Source organism: Methylocystis sp. ATCC 49242, from assembly GCF_000188155.2.
Taxonomy (GTDB): domain Bacteria; phylum Pseudomonadota; class Alphaproteobacteria; order Rhizobiales; family Beijerinckiaceae; genus Methylocystis.
In genome coordinates this window covers 2,147,690-2,173,391 of sequence record NZ_KE124774.1, presented here as the reverse complement: position 1 = coordinate 2,173,391, position 25,702 = coordinate 2,147,690, and the positions used below count along the sequence as shown (strand labels likewise).

General features: G+C 58.2%; 23 protein-coding genes, 1 tRNA gene and 4 pseudogenes. 22 read left to right on the top strand and 6 right to left on the bottom strand.

Translation table 11 applies throughout. The annotated features are described in order from the left end of the window. Positions 1-162 precede the first annotated feature (162 nt). From MET49242_RS12690 to MET49242_RS12670, 5 genes and pseudogenes are all read left to right on the top strand, one after another. Positions 163-612: a transposase gene (locus MET49242_RS12690; RefSeq protein WP_036283279.1), complete on the top strand. Its 450-nt coding sequence runs from the start codon at positions 163-165 to the stop codon at positions 610-612. Then, the gene (gene tnpB, locus MET49242_RS12685) at positions 612-965 is read left to right on the top strand and encodes an IS66 family insertion sequence element accessory protein TnpB (RefSeq protein ID WP_036283193.1); all 354 of its coding nucleotides are present in this window, start codon (positions 612-614) and stop codon (positions 963-965) included. The genes MET49242_RS12690 and tnpB overlap by 1 nt, the downstream gene beginning before the upstream one ends. A 52-nt stretch (positions 966-1,017) precedes the next feature. Then, a complete protein-coding gene (locus MET49242_RS12680; RefSeq protein WP_244430807.1) occupies positions 1,018-1,806 on the top strand; it encodes a transposase in 789 nt (262 codons plus the stop codon). 516 nt (positions 1,807-2,322) lie between these two features. Beyond that, positions 2,323-3,576 carry a group II intron reverse transcriptase/maturase gene (ltrA, locus tag MET49242_RS12675; RefSeq protein WP_036283277.1) on the top strand — a complete coding sequence of 418 codons (1,254 nt, stop codon included), beginning with the start codon at positions 2,323-2,325 and terminating at the stop codon, positions 3,574-3,576. 82 nt (positions 3,577-3,658) lie between these two features. Continuing rightward, positions 3,659-4,483, top strand: a pseudogene (locus MET49242_RS12670) (IS66 family transposase); the annotation flags it as partial. A 299-nt stretch (positions 4,484-4,782) separates the two neighbouring features. Here the strand turns inward: MET49242_RS12670 and MET49242_RS12665 are convergent. Together MET49242_RS12665 and MET49242_RS12660 are read right to left on the bottom strand one after the other, a co-directional pair. After that, positions 4,783-5,892, bottom strand: coding sequence for an IS110 family transposase (locus MET49242_RS12665; protein WP_036283192.1), 1,110 nt, complete (start codon positions 5,890-5,892; stop codon positions 4,783-4,785). Positions 5,893-6,156: 264 nt separating this feature from the next. Then, a pseudogene (locus tag MET49242_RS12660) lies at positions 6,157-7,171 on the bottom strand (IS110 family transposase). Positions 7,172-7,969: 798 nt separating this feature from the next. Here MET49242_RS12660 and MET49242_RS24325 point away from each other — a divergent pair. The 8 genes and pseudogenes from MET49242_RS24325 (at position 7,970) to MET49242_RS12625 (ending at position 14,458) form a co-directional block, all read left to right on the top strand. Further along, the gene (locus MET49242_RS24325; RefSeq protein ID WP_084679068.1) at positions 7,970-8,278 is read left to right on the top strand and encodes a WxcM-like domain-containing protein; all 309 of its coding nucleotides are present in this window, start codon (positions 7,970-7,972) and stop codon (positions 8,276-8,278) included. A gap of 18 nt (positions 8,279-8,296) precedes the next feature. Then, positions 8,297-9,109, top strand: a complete 813-nt coding sequence (locus tag MET49242_RS12650; RefSeq protein ID WP_036279258.1) for an IS5 family transposase — start codon at positions 8,297-8,299, stop codon at positions 9,107-9,109. A gap of 15 nt (positions 9,110-9,124) precedes the next feature. Next, positions 9,125-9,253: pseudogene (locus MET49242_RS26390) on the top strand (WxcM-like domain-containing protein); the annotation flags it as partial. Beyond that, positions 9,250-10,356: a DegT/DnrJ/EryC1/StrS aminotransferase family protein gene (locus MET49242_RS12645; protein ID WP_036283273.1), complete on the top strand. Its 1,107-nt coding sequence runs from the start codon at positions 9,250-9,252 to the stop codon at positions 10,354-10,356. The pseudogene MET49242_RS26390 and the gene MET49242_RS12645, both read left to right, overlap by 4 nt. Positions 10,357-10,494: 138 nt before the next feature. Continuing rightward, a complete protein-coding gene (locus tag MET49242_RS12640) occupies positions 10,495-12,348 on the top strand; it encodes a DUF563 domain-containing protein (protein WP_036283270.1) in 1,854 nt (617 codons plus the stop codon). A gap of 86 nt (positions 12,349-12,434) precedes the next feature. Further along, positions 12,435-13,259, top strand: a complete 825-nt coding sequence (locus MET49242_RS12635) for a phytanoyl-CoA dioxygenase family protein (protein WP_036283268.1) — start codon at positions 12,435-12,437, stop codon at positions 13,257-13,259. Positions 13,260-13,352: 93 nt separating this feature from the next. Next, positions 13,353-14,135 carry a class I SAM-dependent methyltransferase gene (locus MET49242_RS12630; RefSeq protein ID WP_036283267.1) on the top strand — a complete coding sequence of 261 codons (783 nt, stop codon included), beginning with the start codon at positions 13,353-13,355 and terminating at the stop codon, positions 14,133-14,135. After that, complete coding sequence (locus tag MET49242_RS12625; RefSeq protein WP_051134179.1) at positions 14,135-14,458, top strand: hypothetical protein; 324 nt, start codon at positions 14,135-14,137, stop codon at positions 14,456-14,458. The genes MET49242_RS12630 and MET49242_RS12625 overlap by 1 nt, the downstream gene beginning before the upstream one ends. Here the strand turns inward: MET49242_RS12625 and MET49242_RS24315 are convergent. Further along, positions 14,459-15,294, bottom strand: a protein-coding gene (locus MET49242_RS24315; RefSeq protein WP_144259444.1) for an IS5 family transposase whose coding sequence is annotated in 2 segments (ribosomal slippage) — positions 14,459-14,910 and positions 14,910-15,294 — 837 coding nt in all. Because the reading frame shifts where the segments join, the coding sequence is not laid out codon by codon here. Between MET49242_RS24315 and MET49242_RS24310 the strand changes: the two genes are divergently transcribed. The 5 genes from MET49242_RS24310 to MET49242_RS25045 are packed head-to-tail and all read left to right on the top strand — an operon-like array spanning position 15,262 to position 19,559. Next, on the top strand, positions 15,262-15,762 hold the full coding sequence (locus MET49242_RS24310; protein ID WP_371212552.1) for a hypothetical protein: 501 nt from the start codon (positions 15,262-15,264) through the stop codon (positions 15,760-15,762). The genes MET49242_RS24315 and MET49242_RS24310 overlap by 33 nt on opposite strands. After that, a complete protein-coding gene (locus MET49242_RS12610) occupies positions 15,759-16,676 on the top strand; it encodes a hypothetical protein (protein ID WP_036283265.1) in 918 nt (305 codons plus the stop codon). The genes MET49242_RS24310 and MET49242_RS12610 overlap by 4 nt, the downstream gene beginning before the upstream one ends. Positions 16,677-16,681: 5 nt before the next feature. Next, positions 16,682-17,668 carry a GNAT family N-acetyltransferase gene (locus MET49242_RS12605; RefSeq protein ID WP_158497300.1) on the top strand — a complete coding sequence of 329 codons (987 nt, stop codon included), beginning with the start codon at positions 16,682-16,684 and terminating at the stop codon, positions 17,666-17,668. Beyond that, positions 17,665-18,558 carry a sulfotransferase gene (locus MET49242_RS12600; protein ID WP_036283261.1) on the top strand — a complete coding sequence of 298 codons (894 nt, stop codon included), beginning with the start codon at positions 17,665-17,667 and terminating at the stop codon, positions 18,556-18,558. The genes MET49242_RS12605 and MET49242_RS12600 overlap by 4 nt, the downstream gene beginning before the upstream one ends. 41 nt (positions 18,559-18,599) lie before the next feature. After that, entirely contained in the window at positions 18,600-19,559 is a 960-nt protein-coding gene (locus MET49242_RS25045) for a hypothetical protein (RefSeq protein WP_144259614.1), read from the top strand. Here MET49242_RS25045 and MET49242_RS24305 read toward each other — a convergent pair. After that, a protein-coding gene (locus MET49242_RS24305; RefSeq protein WP_144259444.1) for an IS5 family transposase occupies positions 19,531-20,366 on the bottom strand; the annotation gives its coding sequence in 2 pieces (ribosomal slippage) (positions 19,531-19,982 and positions 19,982-20,366; 837 coding nt in all). The two genes, MET49242_RS25045 and MET49242_RS24305, sit on opposite strands and share 29 nt — an antisense overlap. A gap of 158 nt (positions 20,367-20,524) precedes the next feature. On the opposite strand from MET49242_RS24305, the gene MET49242_RS12575 reads away from it, so the two are divergent. The 3 genes from MET49242_RS12575 (at position 20,525) to istB (ending at position 23,528) form a co-directional block, all read left to right on the top strand. Then, a complete protein-coding gene (locus MET49242_RS12575; protein ID WP_144259613.1) occupies positions 20,525-20,890 on the top strand; it encodes a hypothetical protein in 366 nt (121 codons plus the stop codon). Positions 20,891-21,150: 260 nt separating this feature from the next. After that, positions 21,151-22,689, top strand: a complete 1,539-nt coding sequence (istA, locus tag MET49242_RS12570) for an IS21 family transposase (protein WP_051134178.1) — start codon at positions 21,151-21,153, stop codon at positions 22,687-22,689. After that, positions 22,686-23,528 carry an IS21-like element helper ATPase IstB gene (gene istB / locus MET49242_RS12565; RefSeq protein WP_036283255.1) on the top strand — a complete coding sequence of 281 codons (843 nt, stop codon included), beginning with the start codon at positions 22,686-22,688 and terminating at the stop codon, positions 23,526-23,528. Before istA ends, istB begins: the two co-directional genes overlap by 4 nt. 154 nt (positions 23,529-23,682) lie before the next feature. Here istB and MET49242_RS12560 read toward each other — a convergent pair. Together MET49242_RS12560 and MET49242_RS12555 are read right to left on the bottom strand one after the other, a co-directional pair. Further along, positions 23,683-24,181 (bottom strand): annotated as a pseudogene (locus MET49242_RS12560) (IS630 family transposase); the annotation flags it as partial. A 241-nt stretch (positions 24,182-24,422) separates the two neighbouring features. Then, positions 24,423-24,499 (bottom strand) — tRNA-Met (locus MET49242_RS12555). A 325-nt stretch (positions 24,500-24,824) separates the two neighbouring features. On the opposite strand from MET49242_RS12555, the gene MET49242_RS12545 reads away from it, so the two are divergent. Then, entirely contained in the window at positions 24,825-25,700 is an 876-nt protein-coding gene (locus MET49242_RS12545) for a phosphoribulokinase (RefSeq protein ID WP_036283250.1), read from the top strand. The last annotated feature ends 2 nt before the right edge of the window (positions 25,701-25,702 follow it).

Sequence of the window (25,702 nt, the reverse complement as noted above, 5' to 3'; positions counted from 1 at the left end):
CCCTACCCCTGCGCGATAACCTTCCCTTGACGCTGCTGCCCGTGGCGCGAAGTCGCTCGTCAAAATTGTTGACTGCGGACATAAGAGGCGTGATGTGACGACCGCCTACCGGAACGCATATGGAGTTGGTTAGGTGTCCACCATTGAAGAGGTGGACACCTAATGTCGGCGGCGAAGGATGGCGTCAAGCGGCGCACGTGGAGCCCTGAAGAACGGCAGCGGATTGTCACGGAGGCGTTGACGTCTGGCGCGTCCGTAGCGGCGGTTGCGCGGCGGCACGGATTGAACGCCAATCTGATTTTCAAATGGCTACGGCGTTCGCGCGAAGGCTGGCTGGATCGTCGGCGCGCGCCGGCGAAAGAGACCGCAGCCGCACAAACCTTCGTTCCCGTGGAGGTTCTGGAGTTGAAGCCAACTCTGGTGAGCCCGGCTCTGGCGCCGTCGTCGTTACCGGTTGCGAAGATGGCCGCCACGCCAGCGAGGGGGGCGCGCAAGAGCGTGCGGCGCGGTGTGATGGAAGTCAGCCTGCCGAATGGCGCCCGCTTGTCGCTCGACGCGGATGTGGATACGGACGCTCTGCGCCGCGTGTTGTCTGCGCTGGGTGATCTTTGATGCTTCAGTTCGCACCGGGGATGAAGGTCTATCTGGCGTTGAAGCCCGTCGACATGCGGCGCGGCTTCGATGGGCTCGCCGCCGACGTGGCGCAGGTGCTGCGTAACGATCCTTTTTCTGGCGCGGCCTTCGTGTTCCGCAGCAAGCGCGGCGACTACGTGAAGATTTTGACCTGGGACGGGTCAGGCCTGTGTCTCTTCGCCAAGCGGCTGGAGAAGGGAAAGTTCGTCTGGCCGCCGATCGTCGAGGGTGCGCTGCAGTTGACGGCGGCGCAGCTGGCCTTGCTGATCGAAGGGATCGACTGGCGGCGGACGGTTGCGCCAGAAGCGCCGGAGCGCCCGGCCTTCCTGTAGAATCCATTCATTATTGAGCTGCGCCGTCACGTGTTTCGTGATAGATGAAACCATGTCGCGCGCCGCTGCCGATTTGCCCGAAGACCCCGCCGAACTGCGGCGTTTCGCGGAGGCGCTCGCCGCGGAAGTTCACGCCAAAACACTGCTGATCGAGAAGCTGAAAATGCAGCTCGCCGTGTTGCGGCGCGCACGCTTCGGGCGTTCGTCGGAAAAGCTCGATCGGGATATCGAACAGCTCGAACTGCTGATCGGCGACATGGAAGAGAGCGACGCCGAGCGGCAGGCGAGGAGCGAAGCGGTCGAGAGCGGCGGTTCGTCATCGACGCCGAAGAAGAAGCCGTCCGTTCGCGTTCCTCTGCCCGATCATCTCCCGCTCGAGACGATCGTCCACGACGCGCCCTGCGTCTGCCCGACCTGCGGCGGGAACAAATTCGGACCGGTAGGCGCCGACGAGCGGGACGTGCTGGAATACGTCGCCTCGCACTTCAAGCGCGTGATGCATGTGCGGCCGAAGATGAGCTGCCGCGCCTGCGAGACGATCGTTCAGGCGCCCATGCCGACGCTGCCAATCGAGAAGGGACGGCCGGGGCCGGCGTTGCTTGCTCATGTGATCGTCTCCAAATATTGCGATCATCTTCCGCTGCATCGCCAATCCGGCATTTACGCTCGCGAGGGCGTGACGATCGACCGCTCGGTCATGGCCGGCTGGGTCGGCCATATGGCGGCGCTGCTGGAGCCGTTGGCCCAGCGCATCGCGCGTCATGTGCGCGCCGGCTGCGCCGTTCACGCGGACGATAGTGTGCTGCAGAGGCACGCAGAAAGGATGATCGTCATGGTCTGAACTTCTGTGCGCTGAAGCTGCGGTAACGATGAGGGACGGCCCCTCGGGATCGGCTTTCAGGAGCGGGTCTCAAACCACTCCAAGCGGCTGCGTTAAAGAGGCGTGGTCGTGAGCGTTGGAGCCAAAGTTCAAGGAGCACCTTGAACAGGTATGCGTCCGAGAGACGAATGAAAATGAACCCACCGATGAAGCGTCGTGACGTGGAAGGCGTCGTCAAAACCAGGGGTGTGTCGTCCCTCTGGGATCAGCTCGCCGGATGCCTGATGACTGGGCGAGCGACGACCGGCGTTGAGGGGGCGTGAAGCGGATGCAGGCGTTGCCGTGGAACTGCAGGAACCAGCCGCTCCGATGCAAAGGGAGAAGCACAAGCGGAGAAAACCGCGAGGCGAGAGTACCGACGCGGAGCGCTGGGACGGACCGGCTCGTAGTAGCGATGAACGCCCGTAACGGGGCCGGAGCAAAGGGGTCGGATCAGGTCGGCGGATCGTTGACGCAACTGGCGACAGGAGGACGTCGATGAACCCGCCAAGCAAGCCGTTCTTGATCGACAAGCATCAAGTATACGAAGCATATCTGGAGGTGCGGTCCAAGGAGGGCGCGGGCGGCGTCGATGGCGTGACGATCGAGCAGTTCGAGAAGGATTTGAAGGGCAACCTCTACAAAATCTGGAATCGAATGAGCTCTGGCGCATACTTCCCGCCGCCAGTGCGTGCTGTTTCCATTCCCAAGAAGAGTGGAGGGCAGAGAATCCTTGGAGTCCCGACCGTAGCCGACCGCGTGGCGCAAACGGTTGTCAAGGAGATCATTGAGCCGGCTCTGGACGCGATCTTTCTAGCGGATTCCTACGGCTATCGGCCCGACAAATCGGCGCTTGATGCTGTCGGTGTCACGCGCGAGCGATGCTGGAAATTCGATTGGGTTCTAGAGTTCGACATCAAAGGTCTGTTCGACAATATCGATCACACGCTGTTGATGCGGGCTGTCCGGAAACACGTCGCGTGCCCTTGGGCGCTGCTCTACATCGAACGATGGTTGACGGCCCCGATGATGCAAGAGGATGGAACATTGATTGAGCGAACGCGCGGCACTCCGCAAGGAGGCGTCGTCAGCCCGGTCTTGGCTAACCTCTTCATGCACTACACGTTTGATCTCTGGATGGCGCGGACGTTCCCGCACCTGAGGTGGTGTCGGTATGCAGATGACGGGCTGGTGCACTGCCGGTCCGAGAGGGAGGCACGGATCGTATGGGAAGCGCTGGCGTCTCGGATGGCGGAGTGCCGCTTGGAGCTACATCCCACGAAGACGAAGATCGTCTATTGCAAGGATGATCGGCGAAAAGCCAATTTCGAGAATGTCGCCTTTGACTTTCTCGGCTACTGCTTTAGGCCGCGAACCGTGAGAGGCCCACGCTCGCAGACTCTGTTCTGTGGGTTCACGCCAGCGGTGAGCAAGCCTGCGCTGAACGCGATGCGATCCACGATCCGAGGTTTGAAGTTGCGCAAACGAACACAGGTGACGCTGGACGATATCGCTCGCGAGCTGAACCCGATCACTCGGGGCTGGATCGCTTACTATGGGCAATACACGCGTTCGGCGCTCTATCCCCTGGTTCGTTATATCGATCAGACGCTTGCCGTCTGGATCAAGCGCAAGTTCAAGCGCTTCCACCACCGATTGGGCCGCGCCCGTGCTTTTCTCGAAAAGATCGCGTGCGAAAACCCCCGATTGTTCGTGCATTGGCGACTCGGCGCAAGTGGCAGGCTGGCCTGATGGGAGCCGGGTGAGGCGAGAGTCTCACGCCCGGTTCTGGGAGAGGCCGAGGGTGAAAACCCCTCGGTCTACTCGCCCGACGGTTCCCGTGCTCGATCCTGGGCGCGGCAGGACGAAGACCGGCCGATTGTGGACCGCGGTGCGCGATGAAAGACCCTATGGGTCGACGGCGCCGCCGGCTGCCTTCTACCTCTACTCGGCTGACCGCGCCTCCGAGCACGCCCATGCCTTGCTGAAGGGCTGTCGCGGCCATCTCCATGCCGACGGCTATACGGGCTTCGGCGGCCTTTACGAGGCCGATCTGAAAACCGGCGCGCCGGCGCCGCTGAAGGAGGTCGCCTGCTGGGCGCATGCAAGGCGCAAGATTTACGACGTGCATATCGAAACGAAATCACCGGCGGCGGGCGAGGCGCTCGAAATGATCGCGCGGCTCTTTGCCATCGAAGCGGGTGTCAAAGGCAAACCGCCGGCCGAGCGCGTCGCCGCGCGCCGCGAGCGGGCGAACCCCATTCTGGATGAGCGACGCGCATTCCTCGACGCGACGCTGGTCAAAATCAGCGGCAAGAGCGACTTCGCCAAGGCCATCCGCTACGCGACCTCTCGCTGGGCGGCCTTGACCCGCTATGTGGATGACGGGTGTCTCGAGATGACAAACAACGCCGCTGAACGCGCCGTCAGGCCTCTTACATTGGGCAGAAAAAACTATCTGTTCGCTGGCTCCGACGAAGGCGGGCGAAGGGCGGCGATCATGTATACGCTGATCGAAACCGCGCGCTTCAACGACGTCAATCCGGAGGCCTGGCTCGCTGACGTCATCGCTCGCATCGCCGATCACCCGATCAACCAGATCGACGATCTCCTTCCGTGGAAATGGCGGCGTGAAATGTCGCAAGCCGTCGCCGCATAGCAACACGCGGTCGTCCGATCACGCTCTTATGTCCGCAGTCAACAATTTTGACGAGCGACTTCGCGCCACGGGCAGCAGCGTCAAGGGAAGGTTATCGCGCAGGGGTAGGGACTGGATCTGAAAGACGTCGGTGATCAAGCTCTTATGCGCGGGTTGGTTACCGCATTCCCGAAAATGCGTCTGGGGCTTTCCCTATCTTACATCGGGCGTCGGCTGTCGCCGGCCACAAAGCGTCTGACGGGTATTCCCCTGCCGTGATCCAGTCCCCGCCCATGCGCGAGCGGACAATCAACCGTCGCTTAGGCGACTTGCGCCTCCTTTGCGATGCACCACATGAAGCCAACGAGTTCCCGCGCAATTGCAACGCAGACGACGGTTGTCTTTTTGCCGCGTGCGCTGAGTGCGCGATAGCGAGCTGTAAGGCGACTCTGCGCTTTCCACGCGATCTCTCTTACGCGCGGCGGCGCGGCTTCAATTTTGTAGAGCTTCTCTTTTCCGACCCTTGGCGGATGACGGTAGGTCCAGGCGCTTTCAATCAGCAGATGCCGGACACGTCCGTTGCCGGCCTTGGTGATGCCGCCGCGACGAACCGTGTCACCCGTCGAGCGTTCACTCGGGGTCAAGCCGAGATAGCCCATAAGCTGACGCGGATTATCGAAACGGCTTAAATCGCCGAGCTCCGTGGCGCAGGTGACTGCCACAAGCAGATCAATCCCGCGTAATGTCAGGAGCGCCCGGACCACAGGCGCCAGCGACCATTGGGGTATGAACTCTTTGATCGCCGCCTCGAGCCGCTCCGCGCGCTCCTTGGAGATTCTCACGGCTTCGACCATCTCCTGCAGCGCGATCTGATGGGCTGGATGATCAAACTTTTGTTCTTGCAGCCAACGAAGATGACGAGCGCCCCAAGTCGTTTTGCGCGGAAAAATCCGACCGTGACGGAGCATGAATGCGCTCACCTGCTGACGATGCACACGCAGTGTTTCAACCGCGGCGGATCGAGCGCGCACCAGATCGCGCATCGCTTCATGGCTTTCGTCCGGCGCCCACACAGCAGTCAATTCCCCGGCTCGAAGCAACTTGGCGAGCGCAACGGCGTCGCGCCGGTTGGTCTTGACCCGATCGCCTGGCTTGCGCGGAATGAGCGAGGGCGCCACGACGGAGCAAGCGAACCCCATGGAAATGATGAGCCGGTGCAGGCCGTAGCCGGTCGGTCCGGCTTCATAACAAAAATGTGCCTGCGGGTGTTTGGCGGTAATGCGCTTGATCAAGCGACGCATACTGTCGACGGAGGAGTCAACTTCACCGACATAACGCACCTCGCCGCTGCGTCCCTCCGTGACGACGGCAATCGCATTGCGCGCCTTCGAAACGTCGATCCCAACAAAAATTTCTGTAGACCGCTCCATGGCTCGCTCTCCTGCGCTGAGGCTCGGCTCGGAACACCGAGCAACCCTCGCTCGCACAGCGTAGAGCGAGCTACCTCAGTCGCAGAAGCGGACATACGGCCTTACCAGAGAGCTTGGTTGGCTCGAGCCCCGGGACCGGCTTTCCCCATTCTGAACATTGAAGTCCTTGCCGCATATGTCGTCGGTCGATCTCCTCGCCGGAACCGGCGCTACGCCGGCCCTGTCAGCGCTTTTCCGCTTCGCGCCCGGTTGGGCTTTCGCGGATCACGCCATTCGGTAATTCTGTTCCCTGGTCATCATGGCCCAGATGATGCGCGCCATTTTGTTCGCGAGGGCGACGGCTGCGACCATCCTCGGCTTGCGGCCGAGAATGCGGCCAAGCCAATTGTCGGGCAATACGCCCTTGCGCACGATCCAGCGGATCCTGCTCATGGCGCCGACGATCAGCAACCGGCGGATATCGTTCTGCCCCATCTTGCTGACCGCCCCCAGTCGGGTTTTCCCGCCTGTCGAATGCTGGCGTGGCACAAGGCCGAGCCAGGCGGCGAAATTTCTGCCGCTCGAAAAAGCCCGCAAGTCCGGAGCGAAGGCGAGCACGGCTCCGGCGGTCACAGGGCCAACGTCCGGGACAGTGCAAAGACGCCGCATCTCGTCGTTTTCCTTCGTCGCTTTTTTTGAGCCGCAGAGCCAGATCCTCGATCTTGGAAGTAATCGCTTCGATCTGATCGAGGAAGAGCTGGACGACGTCCCGCACTGCTTCTGGGACATCGACGCTTTCATCCTTCATCATGTCGACGAGTGACTTCAAATTCGCGGGGCCTTTCGCGACGACCAGTCCGAACTCCGCCAGGTGACCGCGAAGCGCGTTGATCAATTGCGTGCGTTGTCCGACGAAGCATTGATGGGCGCGGAAGGCGACGGCCCGCGCCTGATGTTCGGCGCTCTTGACCGCCACGCAATGCATGTTCGGCCGCAAAGCGGCCTCGGCGATCGCCGCAGCATCCGCGGCGTCATTCTTCTGACGCTTCACGAACGGCTTGACGTAGATCGGCGGGATCAGACGAACCTCGTGTCCACAAGCAACTCCCATTCGGCCCCAGTAATGGCTCGTCGCGCAGGCTTCCATCGCGACGATGCAGGGCGGCTGCGCCCGGAGGATTTGCTCGAGTTTCGAACGAGACACGGTCCGATTGAACAGAACCGCCCCACCGCGATCCGTCCCGCAAAGCTGAAAACTGCGTTTCGCCAAATCGATCGCCAAAACATGAACTTCAGACATATGCACGTCCTCCATAACTGCGCCTCCCGGCGCCGACCCAGCATCACACAATGCTGGGTGGAGGGGGCATCCACCCCATCAGTTCACATCCGATCTGGCCGCAGACATCGCCACTTTCAAGGCTGCGACCGTCGCCAACAAAAAGTCCGCGCTCGATTGGCAACTCACGGATATTCTAGGTGTGGCGAGAGGATGCCGCCCGGCCCATCAGCCGCAAGCCGAAACAGCCTGCGCGCGAGAACCGCATCTGATCTTTTGCGATCAACCCGGCGAGATCAACGCTCCCAGCAATGGCTCTGAATGAAAGCTGAGGCCCTGTGTAATCCGGCGAAAAGCAGCCAACAGATACCGTGCCATTTAGGCAGCACAGGCCAAATCAATTGTGCACACGACTGTCGACATCGCGAGGTTCATCGGCGCAAACCCTTTCCAGACAAACCTCGACACCCCGGTTCCAGCGCGCAAAGACCCGAGTCGCAAAAATGGGGATGGGTAACAAGTGATTTACATTTGCAGCCGTCTCAAGCTTTGATATTCAGTTAAGTATCTTTAGTGCGTGCCGTGGAGGAGACGACCGTGCCTCGCAACAATTGTTCGCTTTACAGTCGTTTCCGATTCGTCGTCGCCAGGGCCGCCGGCCAACGTGGTGTGGAGGAGTCCTACCACTTGCTGGAAATATCCCTGGGGTTCACGCTGATTTACTCACATTGGTTCAGCCTTTCCGGGGTCTAGATTGGTCTCCTCTCCGAGATCGGATCACGTGAGATTCTTGAGGAATGAAGACGATTAGGAAAGACGATGTCTGGCTCGTGGGAATTGTTGCGTTTTCCGATCGTCAACGACCGTCGCGGGAACCTTACCTTTATCGAAGGATCTCGGAATATCTCGTTTGGAATCAGCCGCGTATATTATCTCTACGACGTACCTGGCGGATCGTTTCGCGGTGGTCATGCCCATAAAGAGTTGGAGCAAGTCGTGATCGCGGTAAGCGGAAGTTTTGATGTTCATCTGAGTGACGGACGGCGCAGCGAGGTGGTATCGCTAAATAGATCCTACTACGGACTCTATTTGAAAAATCTAGAGGGTGTTATGTACTTTGGTGATTGATTGTCTTAGTAGAATCGGATGTCTCCGATTCGCAAACCTTATCCGTCTGACGTCAGCGACGAAGAATGGTCGCTGGTTGCGCCTTATCTGACGCTCATGGACGAAGGCGCGCCGCAGCGTCAACATTCGCTGCGCGAGCTGTTCAACGGCCTGCGTTACGTGCTGCGCTACGGCATCGCCTGGCGCGCCATGCCCAACGATCTGCCGCCATGGTTCGCCGTGTATCAGCAATCGCAGCGCTGGCTGTCGGCGGGCGTGTTCGAGGCGCTTGCGCAGGATCTGCGCGCCCAGTTGCGCGTCGCTTCCGGGCGGGCGGCGGAGCCGACGGCGGCGATCATCGACAGCCGCACCTTGCGCTCGACCCCTGAGAGCGGCCCACGAGCGGGCTATGACGGCGCGAAGCGAAAGCGCGGCTCGAAGCTGCACATGGCAGTCGACACATTGGGCCATTTGCTGGCGTTGCATGTCACGCCGGCGAATGTCGATGACCGCGCCGAGGTCGGCAAGCTCATCGCAGCCGTGCAGGATGTGACAGGCGAAAGCGTCGAACTCGTTTATGTCGATCAGGGCTACACCGGCGAAAAGGCGTCCGAGGCCGCAAAGGCGCAGGGCGCCGAGCTTTGCGTCGTCAAACTCGCCGAGGCCAAAAAAGGCTTCGTGTTGCTGCCCAAGCGCTGGGTGGTCGAGCGTTCATTCGCCTGGGCGACGCGATGCAGGCGGCTCGTCAAAGACTACGAGCGCTATGCTCAGACCCTCGCAGGACTCCACGTCGTCGCCTTCGCATGTCTCATGCTCAAGCGCGCAGCAGATTTCATGATCCAAGGTGCATAACACCCTCTAGTATGGAGAGAGCTGCGCAATTTTTCCTCGGGTGCCTGCTGTCTTGTCTTGGCGTCCCATAATTATGACGAGTCGGACTACATACGCGACTATGAAACCTTCGTCCTTGAAGCTCGCCGCGAGCGAGTCGGATGACGATACCCTTCTATGATCTGTCGGATGGCCATCGCGAGATTCGCGAAGCGATTGATGCCGTCGTCGCTACTGTGGTGGATGGAGGCCACTTAATCCTGGGGCCTCAGCTCGAGGCGTTCGAGGCTGAATTCGCCGCGTTCTGTGAGGCGCGCTACTGCGTTGGCGTATCGGACGGACTATCCGCATTGACGCTCGCTCTAAAGGCCCTTGACGTTGGCGTTGGCGACGAGGTGATCGTCCCGACTAACACCTTCATCGCGACGTGGCTAGCCGTCTCCGCCACGGGCGCCACGCCGGTTGGCGCAGAGCCCGATCCGATTACGTTGAATATCGACCCCTCAAGGATAGAAGCAGCCATCACGTCACGCACGCGCTGCATAATCCCCGTGCACCTTTACGGGCAACCGGCCGACATGGGGTCCATCAACGCGATCGCCGCACGTCATGGTCTGGCGGTGCTTGAGGACTCGGCCCAGGCCCACGGGGCGACTATTGCTGGCCGACCTGTGGGAGGCTTGGGGACGATTGGAGCTTTCAGCTTTTACCCCACCAAGAATCTCGGAGCTTTGGGCGATGGTGGCGCGGTCGTAACGAACGACGAGCACCTAGCACGGCGGTTGCGGCTACTCCGCAACTATGGCTCCACGGTGAAATACCGGCATGAGATTTTGGGCGTCAACTCGCGTCTTGACGAGCTTCAGGCTGCTGTCTTGCGTGTGAAGCTTCGGCGGTTGCCGGCCTGGAACCACCAGCGTCAACACCTGGCGTCATATTACTCGCATCTCCTCGCGAATTCCCGGCATGTGAAGCGGCCTTCGGTAGCGCAGGGCGTGGAGAGCGTATGGCATCTATACGTCGTGCGCGTGCCCAAGGGCCGAGACCGGCTAATTGAACATTTGCGAATCAATGGCGTTCAGACCTTGGTGCATTATCCCTGCCCCCCGCACAGGCAAGCCGCATATGCTTCCCTGGCCCTGCCGGAAGGCGCATTCCCGCTCGCAGAGGCGCTGGCGGCAGAGGTCATGAGCCTGCCCTTCTGGCCGCAAATGCCTCATGCATTCGCGAAAACGGTGACGGAAGCCATCGCTACCTTCGACGAGTAGAGAATCTACGTCTCAAGCTAAGATTACGAAGAGAGAGTCCCGAGTGCAGCATCAAAACATTTTGCCTGACGACAGCAGTCGCACCGTTCGAGAGGACTCGTGTTGCCAAGGACTGCTACCGCTTTGGGCAGACGCGCAATGACCGAGCCAAGGAAACGCGATTACTTCGCGGGCGCTTTCGCAAAAATCGACCTTGCGAATGTGTCAGCTGAGGAATTGGCATTTTTCAAGACAATGCTGGCATTTGACGAGCTCTATTATTGCGATGCCTATATCGACGTCGCAAACGCAGGCATCGACCCGTTCGACCACTTCATCAGGAATGGCATATATGAAGGGAGGGTCCCTTGCGCGCTCGATTGCGATCGCAATCGCGACGGAGTCCTGTCTGTCATCGGCTTTGATGAAGCTGACTATGCAGCGATCTATCCCGATCTCAACAGCGTGACGAACAAGGTCGAACATTTCGTCCGGTGCGGAATTTCAGAAATGCGGGTTCCGTATAATTTGATGAAGAACATGGATGATGAGGATTTCGCCCGGAGTCAGGCGACCTTCCTGGGCATCGAATGGAAGGACGGATTGGAACGGCAGGCCACATTTCTGATTCCACACGACAGTGAAAATATAGAACGCTACTGGCAAACGTCGACCTTCCTAGGTTTAAAGCGTCGCTCTTTCCGAAACAATTTCTGGATTATCTTGGCCGTTATGGCTCTGGCCAGCAATTGGCTACTCGTAGCGAAGACCGCTTACAACTTTTTCTTCAATTATTATTTCCCTCTGCCTCAGCTCGGAAATGCAAACGGCATGGTTATCGAGACAGGCCGTATCAAAAAGGTCGTCGATTATGCCTTGCGCAATGAGATTTGTCAGACGCCTTTGCCGGCCGCGGAAAGAGTTCTGGCGCCAACTCCGATTTTTCCTAATCGATCTCCCGACCCTCGTCCTGATGAATGGTGCGATCTTCCAACAGTTCATTACGTGCAGCTCAATGACGTTGCGGTAATGGGAGAAACCTCGTTGATCCGTGTTGGCGTCCATGACTATCTTTACGATTATCTCGACGTCCCTGGTGAGCGAACGGCCGAGATCAAATCGCCTGTCATATTGCACGAGGCTAACGGGAACTGTGCTATTCGCAGCTTCCCAACGATTGCGCGCGTAGACGAGGCATTTTCGCTACTTCACGATCACGGGCATAATTATTTCCATTGGTTGCTTGAAGTGCTACCCCGTCTGTTACTTGCACGCGAACAAGGACTTGTTGGCGACCTCCCGCTTCTCGTGCATGACCGGATCGCTCCACAGATGAGGGAAATATTGGAATTGGCGGTTGGCAGACAGCCTGCTCTAATTAGAGTAGGGAGTGGGTGTAATGTCGAAGTCAGCAAGCTCCATTATGTGACCGACATCTGTCACAACGAGGTTCATACGCGCCACCACCCGGAGCGTCACGACATTCTTATATCGCCCACGGCTGTTCAGCTTCTACGACGTCTGGCCGAGCCCCTGCTGCGACGTAACATAAAGCAGTTTGAGCGAGTGTATATCGCGCGGCAAAATGTGGATTTTCGACGTCTCATAAATCGCGAAGCTTTAGAGTTCCAGTTGAAAAAACAGGGCTTTATTTCCTTCGATCCGGGAGCAGCGAGCTTCGCACAGCAAGTTCAGGCATTTTCGAACGCGCGTTACATCGTCAGCGAGGCAGGGGCGGCTTTGGCCAATCTTGTCTTCTGTCAGCCGGGTGCAACCGTCTGTGTTTTGGTGAACGGCAGTGAGTACAGCAATTACTACTACCTGATGCAGTTCGGCCACCTGCTGGACTTGAAAATGCGACTGATCGAGTGCTTGCGCCTCGAGGGAACGCATGAGTTGGCCGTTCAGGATGACATGATTGCGCATCTGGGAGAGGTGCAGCAATGCATGGAGCGGCTAGGAATGGAAGAAAATCTGAGTATGGCGACCGAGAGCGATGTTGCGTTGTCGTAAAGGGGAAGCGGCGGCGTACAGCTTCTTCGCGATCCATCGACAGAAATCTCAGGCAGCAGCATCAGCTAAAATTCAGGGCCCCGACAATGAACCAGGAAATCAAGACTCATGGCGTAACCGAGCGTCATATCAATAACTCGGAACAAGACCGGATCATCGAGGAATTGACAAGAGACGGTTTTTCTCTGGTCCGCGGATGCCTTCTGAAGGAAGAGGTCGACTATGCCAGTCGGCGTCTCGACGAAATTTACGGAGCCCAGGTTCAAGAGTTCGGCGAGGATAACATCGGATTGATCCACGATCGGCACATTGTCCGATCAATGCTCGCATTTGACGACTTCTTCCTGCACCGCATTGCTTGCAATGAATGCCTGCTGGAAATTGTCAAGCGGGTTATAGGCAATAACCTCAGCCTATCTTCGCAGGTAGGGATCCTCAATCCGCCATCAGGCGAGCTTTATCAGACGGCTTGGCATCGTGAGCTTCAATACCAGCATTTCACGATTTCTCGGCCCATCGCGTTGCAGACACTCTTCGCAATCGAACCCTTTAATGAAGTAACCGGCGGCACGTTCTTCATCCCTGGGTCACATCTGCATGAGATGTTCCCGTCCGAAGAATACGTTCACAAGCATGAAGTGCAGATCATATGCGAGCCTGGAGACACAGTAATTTTCGACGCATTGGCCTATCATCGCGCGGGCGTAAACCGGTCAAATTCCATCCGTCGCGCGATCAATAACCTCTATACGGTTCCCCTCATCCAACAGCAAATCAATTTCTCCCGAATGATGGGCGGTCGGTTTGCCGACGACCCATTCCTCTCAGGATTGCTCGGGTATCGATGGCAGACCGCTGATTCGGTAATTCAATGGCGTCGAGAGCATCTGCAACGAAAGCTATCGGTTTAGCGTGTGGTTAGGGAAAAGGATTAAAGACCTCGACTTACGTAAACGAATACGGAAGCGACTTCGCTGCATGTCGTTTTGGGAGAGTTAAGTAAGATGACCTCAGATCCCACCAAGGTGGATGGCAACACGGAAACCGCTCGCTTCGGAGGGTTGCGATTTGAGGACTTTCGTCGCATGGCCGAAGATTCCTCTCTCAATATCTACGAAAAAATTGGATTCCCGAAGGAGTTTCGTGAGGGACACGAGGGAAGGATCTTTTCGGATATCTTGACGAAGGTAGGCACTCTGACCAGGTCCCGTAAACGTGTCCTGGATGTGGGTCCGGGGTGTAGCGAATTACCGCGAATGATCATCCGGCATTGCGTAGAACGTGAGCATGAACTTGTTCTGCTCGACGCCCGAGAGATGCTCGACATGCTCCCTGACGAAAGATGCGCCACCAAAATCGCGGGCCGGTTTCCTGACGATTGCGACGGACTAACGTCCCACATCAGGGATGGGTTCGACGCTATCATTGTCTATAGTGTGCTCCAGCATGTGTTTCTGGAAGCCAATCCATTTGTCTTCTTGGATTCATTAATGGCGCTGCTACGACCGAACGGCTGCTTGTTGCTTGGTGATATTCCCAACGTGTCGAAACGGCACCGCTTCCTCTCAAGCGATGCCGGCGTCGCCTATCACAGAGCATACCTGCGCACCAACGGTTTGCCTGAGGTGAAAATAGATCAGATCGAGCATGGACGGATCACGGACGCTGTCGTTCTGGGCTTGGTGGAGCGGGCCCGAACAGCAGGCTTCGACGCGTTTGTCTTGCCTCAACCCGCTGAGCTTCCAATGGCGAACCGTCGGGAAGACATCTTGATCAGGAGGCCGTAATGAATGACGCTGGAAAACGTCGTTTAGTCATTGTTGGCGACAGCGCGTTCGCGGAAATCGCTTATGAATATTTCAAGTATGATTCGGCCTATGAGCCGGTCGCCTTCGCAGTGGAAAAAGCGTTCCTGCGTCGTGAACGACTGCTCGATTTGCCGGTCGTTGCTTTTGAACAATTGGCGGATCTCTACGATCCTGCGGAGCATCATGTCTTTGTGGCGATCACCTACGGCCAGCTCAACCGCCTGCGACGACGGCTGCTGGATGAAGTCAAAAGCCGAGGTTACTCAGCGGCGAGCTATATAAGAGTCCGTCCCAGAAGTTAGTCAACAATTGCAGAGCTTTCGTAGCATGAGCCGAATCGACGCGAAACGCAGGAACACGAGCGCTGTGATATTGAGGTTTTCCCAATCCTTGGCCAGTCTTCTACAGCGGTTTAGCCAGGCGATTGATCTTTCGACGATCCAGCGCATGGGCAATTTCACGAAGCCCTTCGCCTGATCGGATCGTTTTATAATCTCGATTTTGAGACACGGTAGGATTTTGCCCGTTGCGTCGGCGAAGATCGGTCCCTGATAGGCGCTGTCAGCCAACAGCTTTTCAAGAAAGGGAAACCGCCCATGCAACGTCGAAAGCAGCAAGACGCCGCCGTCTCGGTCCTGAATGTCGGCGCCGTGAACGACGGCGCCCATCAACAAACCTTGCGTATCGACGAGTACGTGGCGTTTCTTGCCTTTGATCTTTTTGCCGGCGTCATAGCCATGCGGATCAATGCGCGCCCCCCTTTTTCCGCGCTCTTCACGCTCTGACTATCGATGATCGCCGCGGTGGGGCTCGCCTCTCGTTCCGCTCGTTCGCGACACATGACGTAGAGCGCGTCGTGCATGCGATCCAGAACGCCGCACCAGGCCCAATCGCAAAAATAACGATACACTGTGCTCTTCGGGGGAAAATCCTTGGGAATGTACCGCCATTGGCATCCCGTGCTCAGCACATACATGATGGCGTTGAACACCGCCCGCATGTCCACTTCACGCTTGCGCCCGCCACGCTTGGCCGGAGGAATAAGCGGCGCCACATGCCCCCACTCCTCGTCCGTCACATCACTCGGATAACGTAACCTGTCGCGATTGTATTTCGCCCGGTTTGCCTTCGTCCACATCGACGGCCTCCTACGAATCAGACCGCCTCCCATCCATCACAACAGATTCATTCGATTCAACATCTTTCAGGACGGACACTAAGCAGCAAGGCCTTCGTTTGGCGCAATGTCGAACTTGGAGAGCATTGTTTCATCATGGAGAACAATGTTGTTCAGCCTTTCGTTAAAGTCGGAAGCAACGTCATCATGTGGTCAGGAAACCACATTGGGCATCACTCGACGATTGGAGAAAACGTTTTCCTGTCTTCGCATGTTGTTGTTTCAGGTTTTTGTAAAATCGGGCGCAACACCTTCCTCGGCGTCAATACGACGTTAGCCAATAACGTAACTGTGGGCGACGATAACTGGACCGGTCCTGGCGTCACGCTTATGAACGACACCGAGCCCGCGGCACTCTACCCGGCCAAGAGCGAAGAACCGTCGAAAGTATCGGCCCTACGGTTTTTCAAGGTGCGAGTAGGAACATGAAGTGGCGGAAACTGGGCCGGATCTTTGCCCCAGATGGAAGCCGGCGCTGGGCAAGATCCTATGCCATTATTCCGACAGCGGAGCTGGTCGATGACGACCGGTTACGTGTTTACTACGCTTCGATCGATGAGGAGCGTAACGGCCGCATCGGCGTCCTCGAACTGGACGCGCGGAACCCGACCCACATTCTACACGACCGGCCCGATCCTGTTCTGGATATTGGCGAGTTGGGCTGTTTCGACGACAGTGGCGTCAATCCATCCGCGCTCGTGCAGAGCGAGGTCGGCGCGGTTATGTATTACATCGGCTGGCAGAGATGCGAGCGCGTGCCCTACATGTTGTTCGCCGGAGTGGCCCGGCGGGGCGAGGACGGCGTCTTTCAGCGGCTACGACGAACTCCGATCCTGGATCGCACCGAGACGGAGCCTTTCGTTCGCTCGGCTACCACGATTTTACGCGAACCCGATGGCAGTTACCGCTGCTGGTACGTCTCCGCGCACCGTTGGGGGTATGTCGGAGAGAAGCAATACCCAGAATATATAATACGCACGACCCGCTCAGACGACGGGCTCAACTGGTCGCGCGATAGCGTGATCGCCATCAATTTCTCCAATCCTTCGGAGTTCGGATTCGGGCGTCCCTGGGTCATCAAAGACGGAAGCCTATACAAGATGTGGTATTCAATCCGATCCCGAACCGAACCATATCGTTTGGGATATGCGGAAAGTGAGGATGGCGTGAGCTGGGCTCGCCAGGATCATCGCATGCAGTTGATGCGATCCGAGGATGGCTGGGATCAGGAAATGATTTGCTACCCCTGCGTAATTGATGCGTCTGGCGGCAGATATCTGTTCTACAATGGAAACTCACATGGAGCTACGGGATTTGGCGTTGCTGTGCTGGAGAAGGAGTGATCTGTTTGTCCTCACAGCTCGAAGTCCTACCGTTCCAGTCCTCGCAGGCTCCTCTATGGAATGAATTCGTAGCCCAAAGCCGTAACGGGACCTTCCTGTTTAACCGCGGCTATATGGATTACCATTCGGATCGGTTCCAGGATTGCTCCTTATTGGTGCAGCGCGAGGGGCAGGTCGTCGCGCTACTACCGGCAAATCGGCGTGATGAACAACTTATATCGCATGGCGGTTTAAGTTATGGCGGGTTCGTGACTGGCGCTTCCATGACGACGCCACTGATTTTGGATTGTTTCAACGCTTGCCTCGCTTGGATGAGCGATGCGGGGATTTCGAAATGGCATTACAAGACCGTACCCAGTATTTATCACAGCCATCCCGCCGAGGACGACAGATACGCTCTGTTCAGGGCCGGCGCGAGCCTTGTGCGGCGCGACGTGCTGAGCGTCTTGGATCCTGGTGATTACCCGCCGTTTCAGGAACGCCGCCGTCGCGGCGCTCGCAAGGCGACGAACTCCGGTTTACGCGCAATTCATTCAGATAATTGGGCCGGTTTCTGGGAGGTGCTGAACGCCCGGTTGTCCGATCGATATGAGACTCACGCTGTCCATAGCCTCTCGGAGATGTCATTGCTTGCCGCCAGATTTCCCGAACAGATAAGGCTCTACTGCGTGGCGGGGCCATCCGGGGACGTGCTTGCTGGAACGGTCATCTATGACACGGGAAGAGTAGCACACGCCCAATACATCGCTGGGTGCGACGAAGGCCTGAAGGCCGGAGCCCTGGATTTATTGTTTTCCGACTTGATCAGCAGATATTGCGCGAAACGTCGCTGGTTCGACTTTGGGGTTTCGAACGAGCGGCAGGGTCTCTATCTCAATATCGGCTTGATCGAGTTCAAGGAGGGATTCGGCGCTCGCGCCGTTTGCCATGACTACTACGAATTGTCAGTAGAGGCTGCCCGCGGCGTTCTTCAAAACTGGAGATCACAATGAAAAGAATATTTATTGGCGGTCTCGGCCGATCAGGGACGACGATTGCTCTCAAAATATTTTACCATCATCCGGACTGCTTCGCGGTTCCTATTGAAACCAAGTTCCTGGTTGAAGAGGATGGGTTCGCGGATCTGGTCGACGCCATGACCATCCGCTTCTCACCGCCCGCATCAATGACGGCTTATACGCGATTTACGCGTCAGATGAGAGCGGAAGTGACCGGCGAGGTCCCGAGCAAATACGGGGATCTCCACCAATATTCACATCATATCTTCCCCTCATATAACGATGCATTGGACCGCTTCGTGGGCGTGGTATTAAGAAAGAGGTACTTCCCCGAGCGCGAGCCGCTGATTTCAGCGGTGCGGGCTTTTGTCCAAGAAACGTTCGACTATACCGCCGCAATATCCAATAAAAAATGCTGGGTTGAAAAGACCCCCGCCAATATTTGGCGATTTGACTTTCTCCGGGAGCTTTTTCCTGACTGCTATTTCATTCATATGATAAGAAATCCACTCGACGTTTACTACTCGTTGCGGGAGAAGGGTTGGCTTTCCAATAACTTGGTCGCCTCGCTGGTTGATTTCGAGGGTCGATGCGCGGCCTTGGCCAAGCGGCGCCGGCGGCTTTTGGCCGATCCGCGGTTCATCGAAATCAAGCTTGAGGATTTGGTCGACAACCCAACACAAACAATGCAGAAAATCTTTCGCAGATGCGATCTGCCTCTGATGGACGATGACGGGATGGAAGCCGTGATCAACGTGATGAACCGCTATTACGCTGAGAAAGAGAACAGAATCAGCCGACATCTAAGCGAACAAGAGTGGGATATAGTTGTTGAGCTTCTCCAGCCCTGGGCGGTGGAGTTCGGGTGGCAGGGCATGCGTTAGTGGTTTGAGGAACTCAATGCAATCGCGATGAGGCGTGAGACATGGAATCGATAAGCGGCCAGATCGAGAAGATCAAAAAAATTGTTGGATTGGGGCATCTCAATTCGGCGTTGAACGAGCTCTCTGCTGTATTTCTGACGCTCCAGAACTCGCCGTCCTTGCTCGGGAAAAGCCTCAATATTCCTGCGTTCGACCATCTTTGTCAGGATATTGGGGAGGCCTCCTGCTACGCTTTATTCGGCGCCTCATGTAAACCCGTCCCGGAGCCCCATGACGTTATCCTGATCACCAATTTGAACTGCCATGGGGGCCACGGTGAAATCGTTAAAGACATTGCAGCGCTTAATGACCTGCCGGTGCTGGTTGTTGCAACCAACCTCCATGAATTGAAGATTCCAATCCTAGGGGACTATCTGACGGATCCCAACATCCTCGGAATAGAAATCGCCGAAGGCAAGACCGCGTTGGACCGCCTGCGAGACATCCAGCAACGGCTTGTTCGACCGTCGGTTCGACGCATTTTCATGCTTCATCACGGCCATGATGCGATCGCCAACGCTGCCGCCACTCGCGATCTGAGCGCGCCGGTCTACTTCCTGCATCACTGCGACCACACTCCTGCGCTGGGCTGTCACCTAGAAAATGTCGTGCATGTCGATCTGCACAACCTCTCCTACCACCGTTGCCGCCATGATGACGGCATTGCAAGCAATCGTTATCTCTGCCTGACCGCTAGGGGCGGCAAAGTCCGGGCGCCGGCGCGGTTCGCCTCGCCTTTTTTTAAGACCGCCTCGTGCGGGGGCGAGCATAAGATTCACAGCCCCAGCTATCCGATTGGCTACGCGGATCTGGTAGTTGAAATTTTGCGGATTGGCCAAGGTCGCCACCACCATATCGGACCATTGTCGAAAGGACTTATCGCCACCGTGCAAAGGAAGCTGGCCGACGCTAAGAGTCCGTCCCAGAAGTTAGTCAACAATTGCAGAGCTTTCGTAGCATGAGCCGAATCGACGCGAAACGCAGGAACACGAGCGCTGTGATATTGAGGTTTTCCCAATCCTTGGCCAGTCTTCTACAGCGGTTTAGCCAGGCGATTGATCTTTCGACGATCCAGCGCATGGGCAATTTCACGAAGCCCTTCGCCTGATCGGATCGTTTTATAATCTCGATTTTGAGACACGGTAGGATTTTGCCCGTTGCGTCGGCGAAGATCGGTCCCTGATAGGCGCTGTCAGCCAACAGCTTTTCAAGAAAGGGAAACCGCCCATGCAACGTCGAAAGCAGCAAGACGCCGCCGTCTCGGTCCTGAATGTCGGCGCCGTGAACGACGGCGCCCATCAACAAACCTTGCGTATCGACGAGTACGTGGCGTTTCTTGCCTTTGATCTTTTTGCCGGCGTCATAGCCATGCGGATCAATGCGCGCCCCCCTTTTTCCGCGCTCTTCACGCTCTGACTATCGATGATCGCCGCGGTGGGGCTCGCCTCTCGTTCCGCTCGTTCGCGACACATGACGTAGAGCGCGTCGTGCATGCGATCCAGAACGCCGCACCAGGCCCAATCGCAAAAATAACGATACACTGTGCTCTTCGGGGGAAAATCCTTGGGAATGTACCGCCATTGGCATCCCGTGCTCAGCACATACATGATGGCGTTGAACACCGCCCGCATGTCCACTTCACGCTTGCGCCCGCCACGCTTGGCCGGAGGAATAAGCGGCGCCACATGCCCCCACTCCTCGTCCGTCACATCACTCGGATAACGTAACCTGTCGCGATTGTATTTCGCCCGGTTTGCCTTCGTCCACATCGACGGCCTCCTACGAATCAGACCGCCTCCCATCCATCACAACAGATTCATTCGATTCAACATCTTTCAGGACGGACACTAATATCGATCCCGCCCACTTCATCCATGTCGGGTCGGCTCCCCAGCTTGCAGACATTTTGCATTGTTTGGAGATAGACTTGTATTTCCCGACTATGCCGCAGGGTGGAGGCAAGGGCATAATCGAGGCGATGTCGGCGGGGGTGCCCGTCCTGATCCACGAGAACGGCGCCGATCGTTTGTGGAGTGGTCGCGACCTAGCCTATCCGGAGGCGCTGTCGTGGCGAACCTTGAAAGACCTCAATAGTTTGATTGGCGGTTTCGACGAAGTCTCTTGGAAATATCAATCCGACGCAGCCCGACGCTACTTTTCCCTTTATCATGCGCCAGCCAAATTTGCGGAGATGTTAAGTCTCGCGAAAGATGAACCAATTTTACCCCCGCTGAAACCCTACCGACCTGATCCAGATATCCGCCTTCATTATGCTCTTTCTAAAGCGCAGTGAGAGTCCCCCCGGCTTTGCGGGGGCGCCAGTAGGAGTTTGACGTTTACTGGAGTCCACCGACGAAATTTCTGGTCGTGAACCGCCAAGGAAACGATAAGGAAACTCCGCGATGGACGTGTATGAGAGCTTAGCCTATGAACAGCGGCGGCAAAGTGTACCACTGAAGCGGCTTTGCGGGCTGCTGTGACGGCGGCGCAAAAGTGTACCGGTCCTGATAGGCCGAACTCGATGTCATCGACTGGCATGGAGAGGCCGAAAGGATGTTCACAGTGGAACTCTATGCCCGGGTGAGACGCGCGGTGATGGCGGAAGGGCTGAGCCGGCGGGAAGCGGCCAGGCGCTTCGGCGTGCACCGCAATACGATCACGAAGATGCTTCAATATTCGGTTCCGCCGGGGTATCGGCGTCGGGAGCGGCCGATCTCGAAGAAGCTGGGGCCGTATATGGCCTGGATCGACAAGGTCCTGGCGGATGATCGGCTTGTTCACGCCAAGCAGCGTCATACGGCACGGCGGATATTCGAACGGCTGCGGGACGAAGAAGGGTTTTCCGGCGGTTACACGATCGTCCGGGAATATGTCGCGCAGGCGCAGTTGCGGTCGCGCGAGATGTTTATTCCGCTCAGCCATCGACCGGGGAATGCGCAGGCGGATTTTGGCGAGGCGGACGCCTATATCGCCGGCAGGAAGGTCCGCTTTCATTATTTTTGCATGGACCTGCCGCATTCGGACGGCTGCTTCGTCAAGGCCTATCCGGCGGAGACGGCGGAAGCCTTCTGCGACGGCCATGTCGCGGCCTTCGCCTTCTTTGGCGGCGTCCCCCAGTCCATTCTTTACGACAATACGCGTCTCGCGGTCGCCAGGATCGTGAAGGGTGGAGAGCGTCTGCGTTCGCAAATGTTTGCGGAACTCCAGAGCCATTACCTTTTTGCTGATCGCTTTGGCCGGCCCGGCAAGGGGAATGACAAGGGCAAGGTCGAGGGGCTTGTCGGCTATGTCCGGCGCAACTTCATGACGCCACTGCCCGTGGCGGAGAGTTTCGAGGCGCTGAACGCGAGGTTCCTGGACGCCTGCACGAAACGACGGCGGGCGATCCTGCGCGGCCAGTCGACGCCGATCGGCGAACGCATGCAGGCGGATATGGCGGCATTCCTGCCGGCGCCGCCGGCTCCCTATGACGCCTGTCACAAGGTCGCGACGCGCGTGTCGTCGATGGCGCTGGTGCGCTACCGCAACAACGATTACTCGGTCCCGATGCGCTTCGGCCATCGGGAGGTGCTGGCCAAGGGCTATGTCGATCGGGTCGAGATTGTCTGCGGCGGGGAGACCATCGCCGTGCATGCGCGCAGCTACGGCAAGGCCGAGTTCATCTACAACCCGCTGCATTATCTCGCTTTACTCGAACACAAGAGCCGCGCGCTCGATCAGGCCGCGCCGCTCGACGACTGGCGGCTTGCCGACTGCGTGCATCGTCTGCGGCGGCTGATGGAGGCGCGCATGGGGAATAGCGGGCGCCGCGAGTTCATCCAGGTGCTGCGGCTGATGGAGGACTTTCATCAGCATCAGGTCGAACAGGCGGTCGCGGAGGCGCTGCGTCTTGGCGCGATCAGCTTTGACGCAGTGAAGATGCTGCTGCTGGCCAGGCTGGAGAACCGGCCCGCGCGGCTCGATCTGACATTCTACCCCTACCTGCCGGCGGCTACGGTCGGCGCGACGGATCCGCGCGCCTATCTCGGGCTCGTCGCCGGCGCGAGCGTCATCGCGGGCGTCATGGACTCGAACGCGGGGGGGCCGGCATGACCATCTCGCATGAGCCAGGTTCGCAGACGATCGTCGCGCCGCAGGTGCTGCTGGGTAATCATCTCAAGGCGCTGAAGCTTCCCACCTTCGCGCGCGAATATGAGAAGGTGGCGCTGGAGTCGGCGCAGGACCGCGCCGATTACCCGCGCTATCTGCTACGCCTGTGCGAACTGGAGCGCATTGATCGCGAGCGGCGCAATGTCGAGCGCCGCATCCGGCTGGCGCGCTTTACGCAGGTCAAAAGCCTCGACACATTTGACTTTACCGCCCAGCCTTCACTCAACAAGCCGCTCGTGCTGGAGCTGGCGCGGTGCGAATGGATCGAGAAGCGACAGAACTGCATCGCCCTTGGGCCAAGCGGAACGGGGAAGACCCACGTCGCGCTCGCCCTGGGGCTCGCCGCCTGCCAGAAGGGGTTCAGCGTCGCGTTCACGACCGCCGCGGCTCTTGTGCACGAACTGATGGAGGCGCGCGACGAGCGCCGCCTGCGCGCGCTGCAAAAGCATCTCAACACCGTCAAACTGCTGATCGTCGACGAACTGGGCTATGTGCCGTTCACGGCGGTCGGCTCAGAGCTGCTCTTCGAGGTCTTCAGCCAGCGCTATGAACGCGGTGCGACGCTGGTGACCAGCAATCTGCCCTTTGATGAATGGACGTCGGTGTTTGGCTCCGAGCGTCTCACCGGCGCATTGCTCGACCGGCTCACCCATCATGTCCACATTCTGGAAATGAACGGCGAGAGCTATCGGCTCTCGACCGCAAAGAAAGCGCAACGGCGAAACCGCGATCTCCCCGACGCGCCCGCAATCGACAAAGGAGGCGCCGACACGACGAACTGATCGCCGTCGCGCGCGTTGAACCGCGCTGCGCTACGCTCCGCGCGCCTCAACGCCCGCGACAACTAAACTACAAGGGCCGTGCGGCCCTTTTCTCGAAACCAGACCGGTACACTTTTACCCCGCCTTCATGCACATTTTGTCCCCGCCATTGACACTTGGGGCCCCAGCCGCGCAGCGGCGTCATGTTCGTCTTGATCCAGGTCTCGTCGATGAAGACCAGCCGCCTGGGATCGAGGCGCGCTTGCAGCGATTGCCAGCGCTTGCGCCGTCGCGCAATGTCAGCGCGGCCTTGTTCGAGCGCCAGCAGCGTTTTTTTTGAACCGCAGCCCCTCGCGGCGCAGGAACATCCAAATGGCGTTGTGCGAAACCTTGACCCCGCGCGCCAGCAGCTCGTCCTTGAGGCCATGCAACGTCAAATGCGGCGTCTGCGCCAGACGCTCGACAATGAAAGCGCGATGCGGCTCCAGCACGCGCTTGCGATAGCCGCCCATTTTCGCCGGCGCGACCGAGCCCGTCTCGCGCTGGCGCTGCGACCACTTCACGACCGATGACACGGCCACGCCAAAGCGCAACGCCACGGCGCGGCAACTCTCGCCAGCCAAAACCGACGCAACCACACGCTCTCGAAGATCATTGGAGAGAGGTCGAACCATTGGATGCTGGCCTCCGCCCAGCCAGCATCTTGAATCACACTCCTGCTAAAACAGGAATCCCTCCCGATTCAGAAATACAGGGAAATGCTCTAAGTGTTCTGAGGCGATCCGGGACTTGGTCGAGACAGTCACAGTGTTCCCGGATGCCTCCCGAGCAGGGGGCGTCCAGGTAGAGGTTTCTGGCCGCTTAACGGCGCTGCTCGGGGAAAACGCGTACCCTAACCGGGTCCGTGGGGTAAGATGGTAGCGGAGGAGGGATTCGAACCCCCGACACAAGGATTATGATTCCTCTGCTCTAGCCAACTGAGCTACTCCGCCCCGGGCTGTCTTGAAGCAGCCTTCAGCGGGGAGGGATATAGGTCGCCGGATGGCGGCAAGTCAAGACAGGAGGTCGACGCGTCGGGGCAAAAGCGCGCCGCAGGCGACTGGAGCGTCCAGCTTCAGGGGAGTCTGCGAGACGACAGGCGTTTCCTTCCCTTCGCAGCGGCCGGAGCCGCCGCGCGCCCCGAAACCCGATCCTGCGCCGCGAGTTGGTCCTTCAGTCTTTCCTTTGCCGTGCGGCCGTGCGACAAGCCGGGCGCGGGGAGCCTGCGGGCGGGGTCGCCGGCCATGCTCGACGAGGAACTCACTGGGTAAAGCGCCCATGTCGGTCAAACACCCCATCATCTCGATCACCGGCTCCTCCGGCGCCGGAACCAGCTCGGTCAAGGCGACCTTCGAGCAGATCTTCCGTCGCGAGAGGATCGAGGTCGCCTATGTCGAGGGCGACAGCTTCCACCGCTACGACCGCGAGGAGATGAAGGCCAGGATGGCCGAGGCCCAGGCGGGCGGCAATTACCATTTCAGCCATTTCGGTCCGGGAGCCAACCTGCTCGCGGAGCTCGAAAACCTGTTTCGCGAATATGGCGAGACGGGCTCCGGCCGCTATCGCCACTACGCGCATGACGAGAACGAGGCGGCTCTGCTGGGCGTGCCACCTGGCTCCTTCACCGACTGGGAGGAGCTGCCGCCCAATACGGACGTGCTGTTCTATGAGGGCCTGCATGGCGCCGTCGTGACGGACGAGGTCAATGTGGCCCGTTATGCGGACCTCAAGATCGGGGTCGTGCCGGTCATCAATCTCGAATGGACGCAGAAGCTCCACCGCGACCGCAACTCCCGCGGCTACACGACGGAAGCCGTGACCGAGACCATTTTGCGGCGGATGCACGATTATGTGCATTACATCTGCCCGCAGTTTTCGGAGACGGACATCAATTTCCAGCGCGCGCCGACGGTCGACACCTCCAATCCCTTCGTGGCGCGCTCCATTCCGACGCCCGACGAGTCGATCGTCGTGATTCGCTTTCGCGATCCCCGTGACGTCGACTTCCCCTATCTCGTCGCTATGATCGCCGGGAGCTGGATGTCGCGCGCCAATTCGATCGTGATTCCGGGCAACAAGCTCGATCTCGCCATGCAACTCATCCTCACGCCGAGGATTCTCGAACTCGTGAAACGCAAGAAGAGCGCGTCTTGAAA

Coding starts and splice junctions, on each gene's coding strand:
- MET49242_RS12610 (WP_036283265.1), top strand. CDS start 15,759: ATGAAGTGGCGGAAACTGGGCCGGATCTTTGCCCCAGATGGAAGCCGG.
- MET49242_RS12630 (WP_036283267.1), top strand. CDS start 13,353: ATGACCTCAGATCCCACCAAGGTGGATGGCAACACGGAAACCGCTCGC.
- tnpB (WP_036283193.1), top strand. CDS start 612: ATGCTTCAGTTCGCACCGGGGATGAAGGTCTATCTGGCGTTGAAGCCC.
- MET49242_RS12545 (WP_036283250.1), top strand. CDS start 24,825: ATGTCGGTCAAACACCCCATCATCTCGATCACCGGCTCCTCCGGCGCC.
- MET49242_RS12680 (WP_244430807.1), top strand. CDS start 1,018: ATGTCGCGCGCCGCTGCCGATTTGCCCGAAGACCCCGCCGAACTGCGG.
- MET49242_RS12650 (WP_036279258.1), top strand. CDS start 8,297: ATGTCTCCGATTCGCAAACCTTATCCGTCTGACGTCAGCGACGAAGAA.
- MET49242_RS12665 (WP_036283192.1), bottom strand. CDS start 5,892: ATGGAGCGGTCTACAGAAATTTTTGTTGGGATCGACGTTTCGAAGGCG.
- ltrA (WP_036283277.1), top strand. CDS start 2,323: ATGAACCCGCCAAGCAAGCCGTTCTTGATCGACAAGCATCAAGTATAC.
- istB (WP_036283255.1), top strand. CDS start 22,686: ATGACCATCTCGCATGAGCCAGGTTCGCAGACGATCGTCGCGCCGCAG.
- MET49242_RS12645 (WP_036283273.1), top strand. CDS start 9,250: ATGACGATACCCTTCTATGATCTGTCGGATGGCCATCGCGAGATTCGC.
- MET49242_RS12600 (WP_036283261.1), top strand. CDS start 17,665: ATGAAAAGAATATTTATTGGCGGTCTCGGCCGATCAGGGACGACGATT.
- MET49242_RS24325 (WP_084679068.1), top strand. CDS start 7,970: ATGTCTGGCTCGTGGGAATTGTTGCGTTTTCCGATCGTCAACGACCGT.
- MET49242_RS12690 (WP_036283279.1), top strand. CDS start 163: ATGTCGGCGGCGAAGGATGGCGTCAAGCGGCGCACGTGGAGCCCTGAA.
- istA (WP_051134178.1), top strand. CDS start 21,151: ATGTTCACAGTGGAACTCTATGCCCGGGTGAGACGCGCGGTGATGGCG.
- MET49242_RS12635 (WP_036283268.1), top strand. CDS start 12,435: ATGAACCAGGAAATCAAGACTCATGGCGTAACCGAGCGTCATATCAAT.
- MET49242_RS25045 (WP_144259614.1), top strand. CDS start 18,600: ATGGAATCGATAAGCGGCCAGATCGAGAAGATCAAAAAAATTGTTGGA.
- MET49242_RS12625 (WP_051134179.1), top strand. CDS start 14,135: ATGAATGACGCTGGAAAACGTCGTTTAGTCATTGTTGGCGACAGCGCG.
- MET49242_RS12640 (WP_036283270.1), top strand. CDS start 10,495: ATGACCGAGCCAAGGAAACGCGATTACTTCGCGGGCGCTTTCGCAAAA.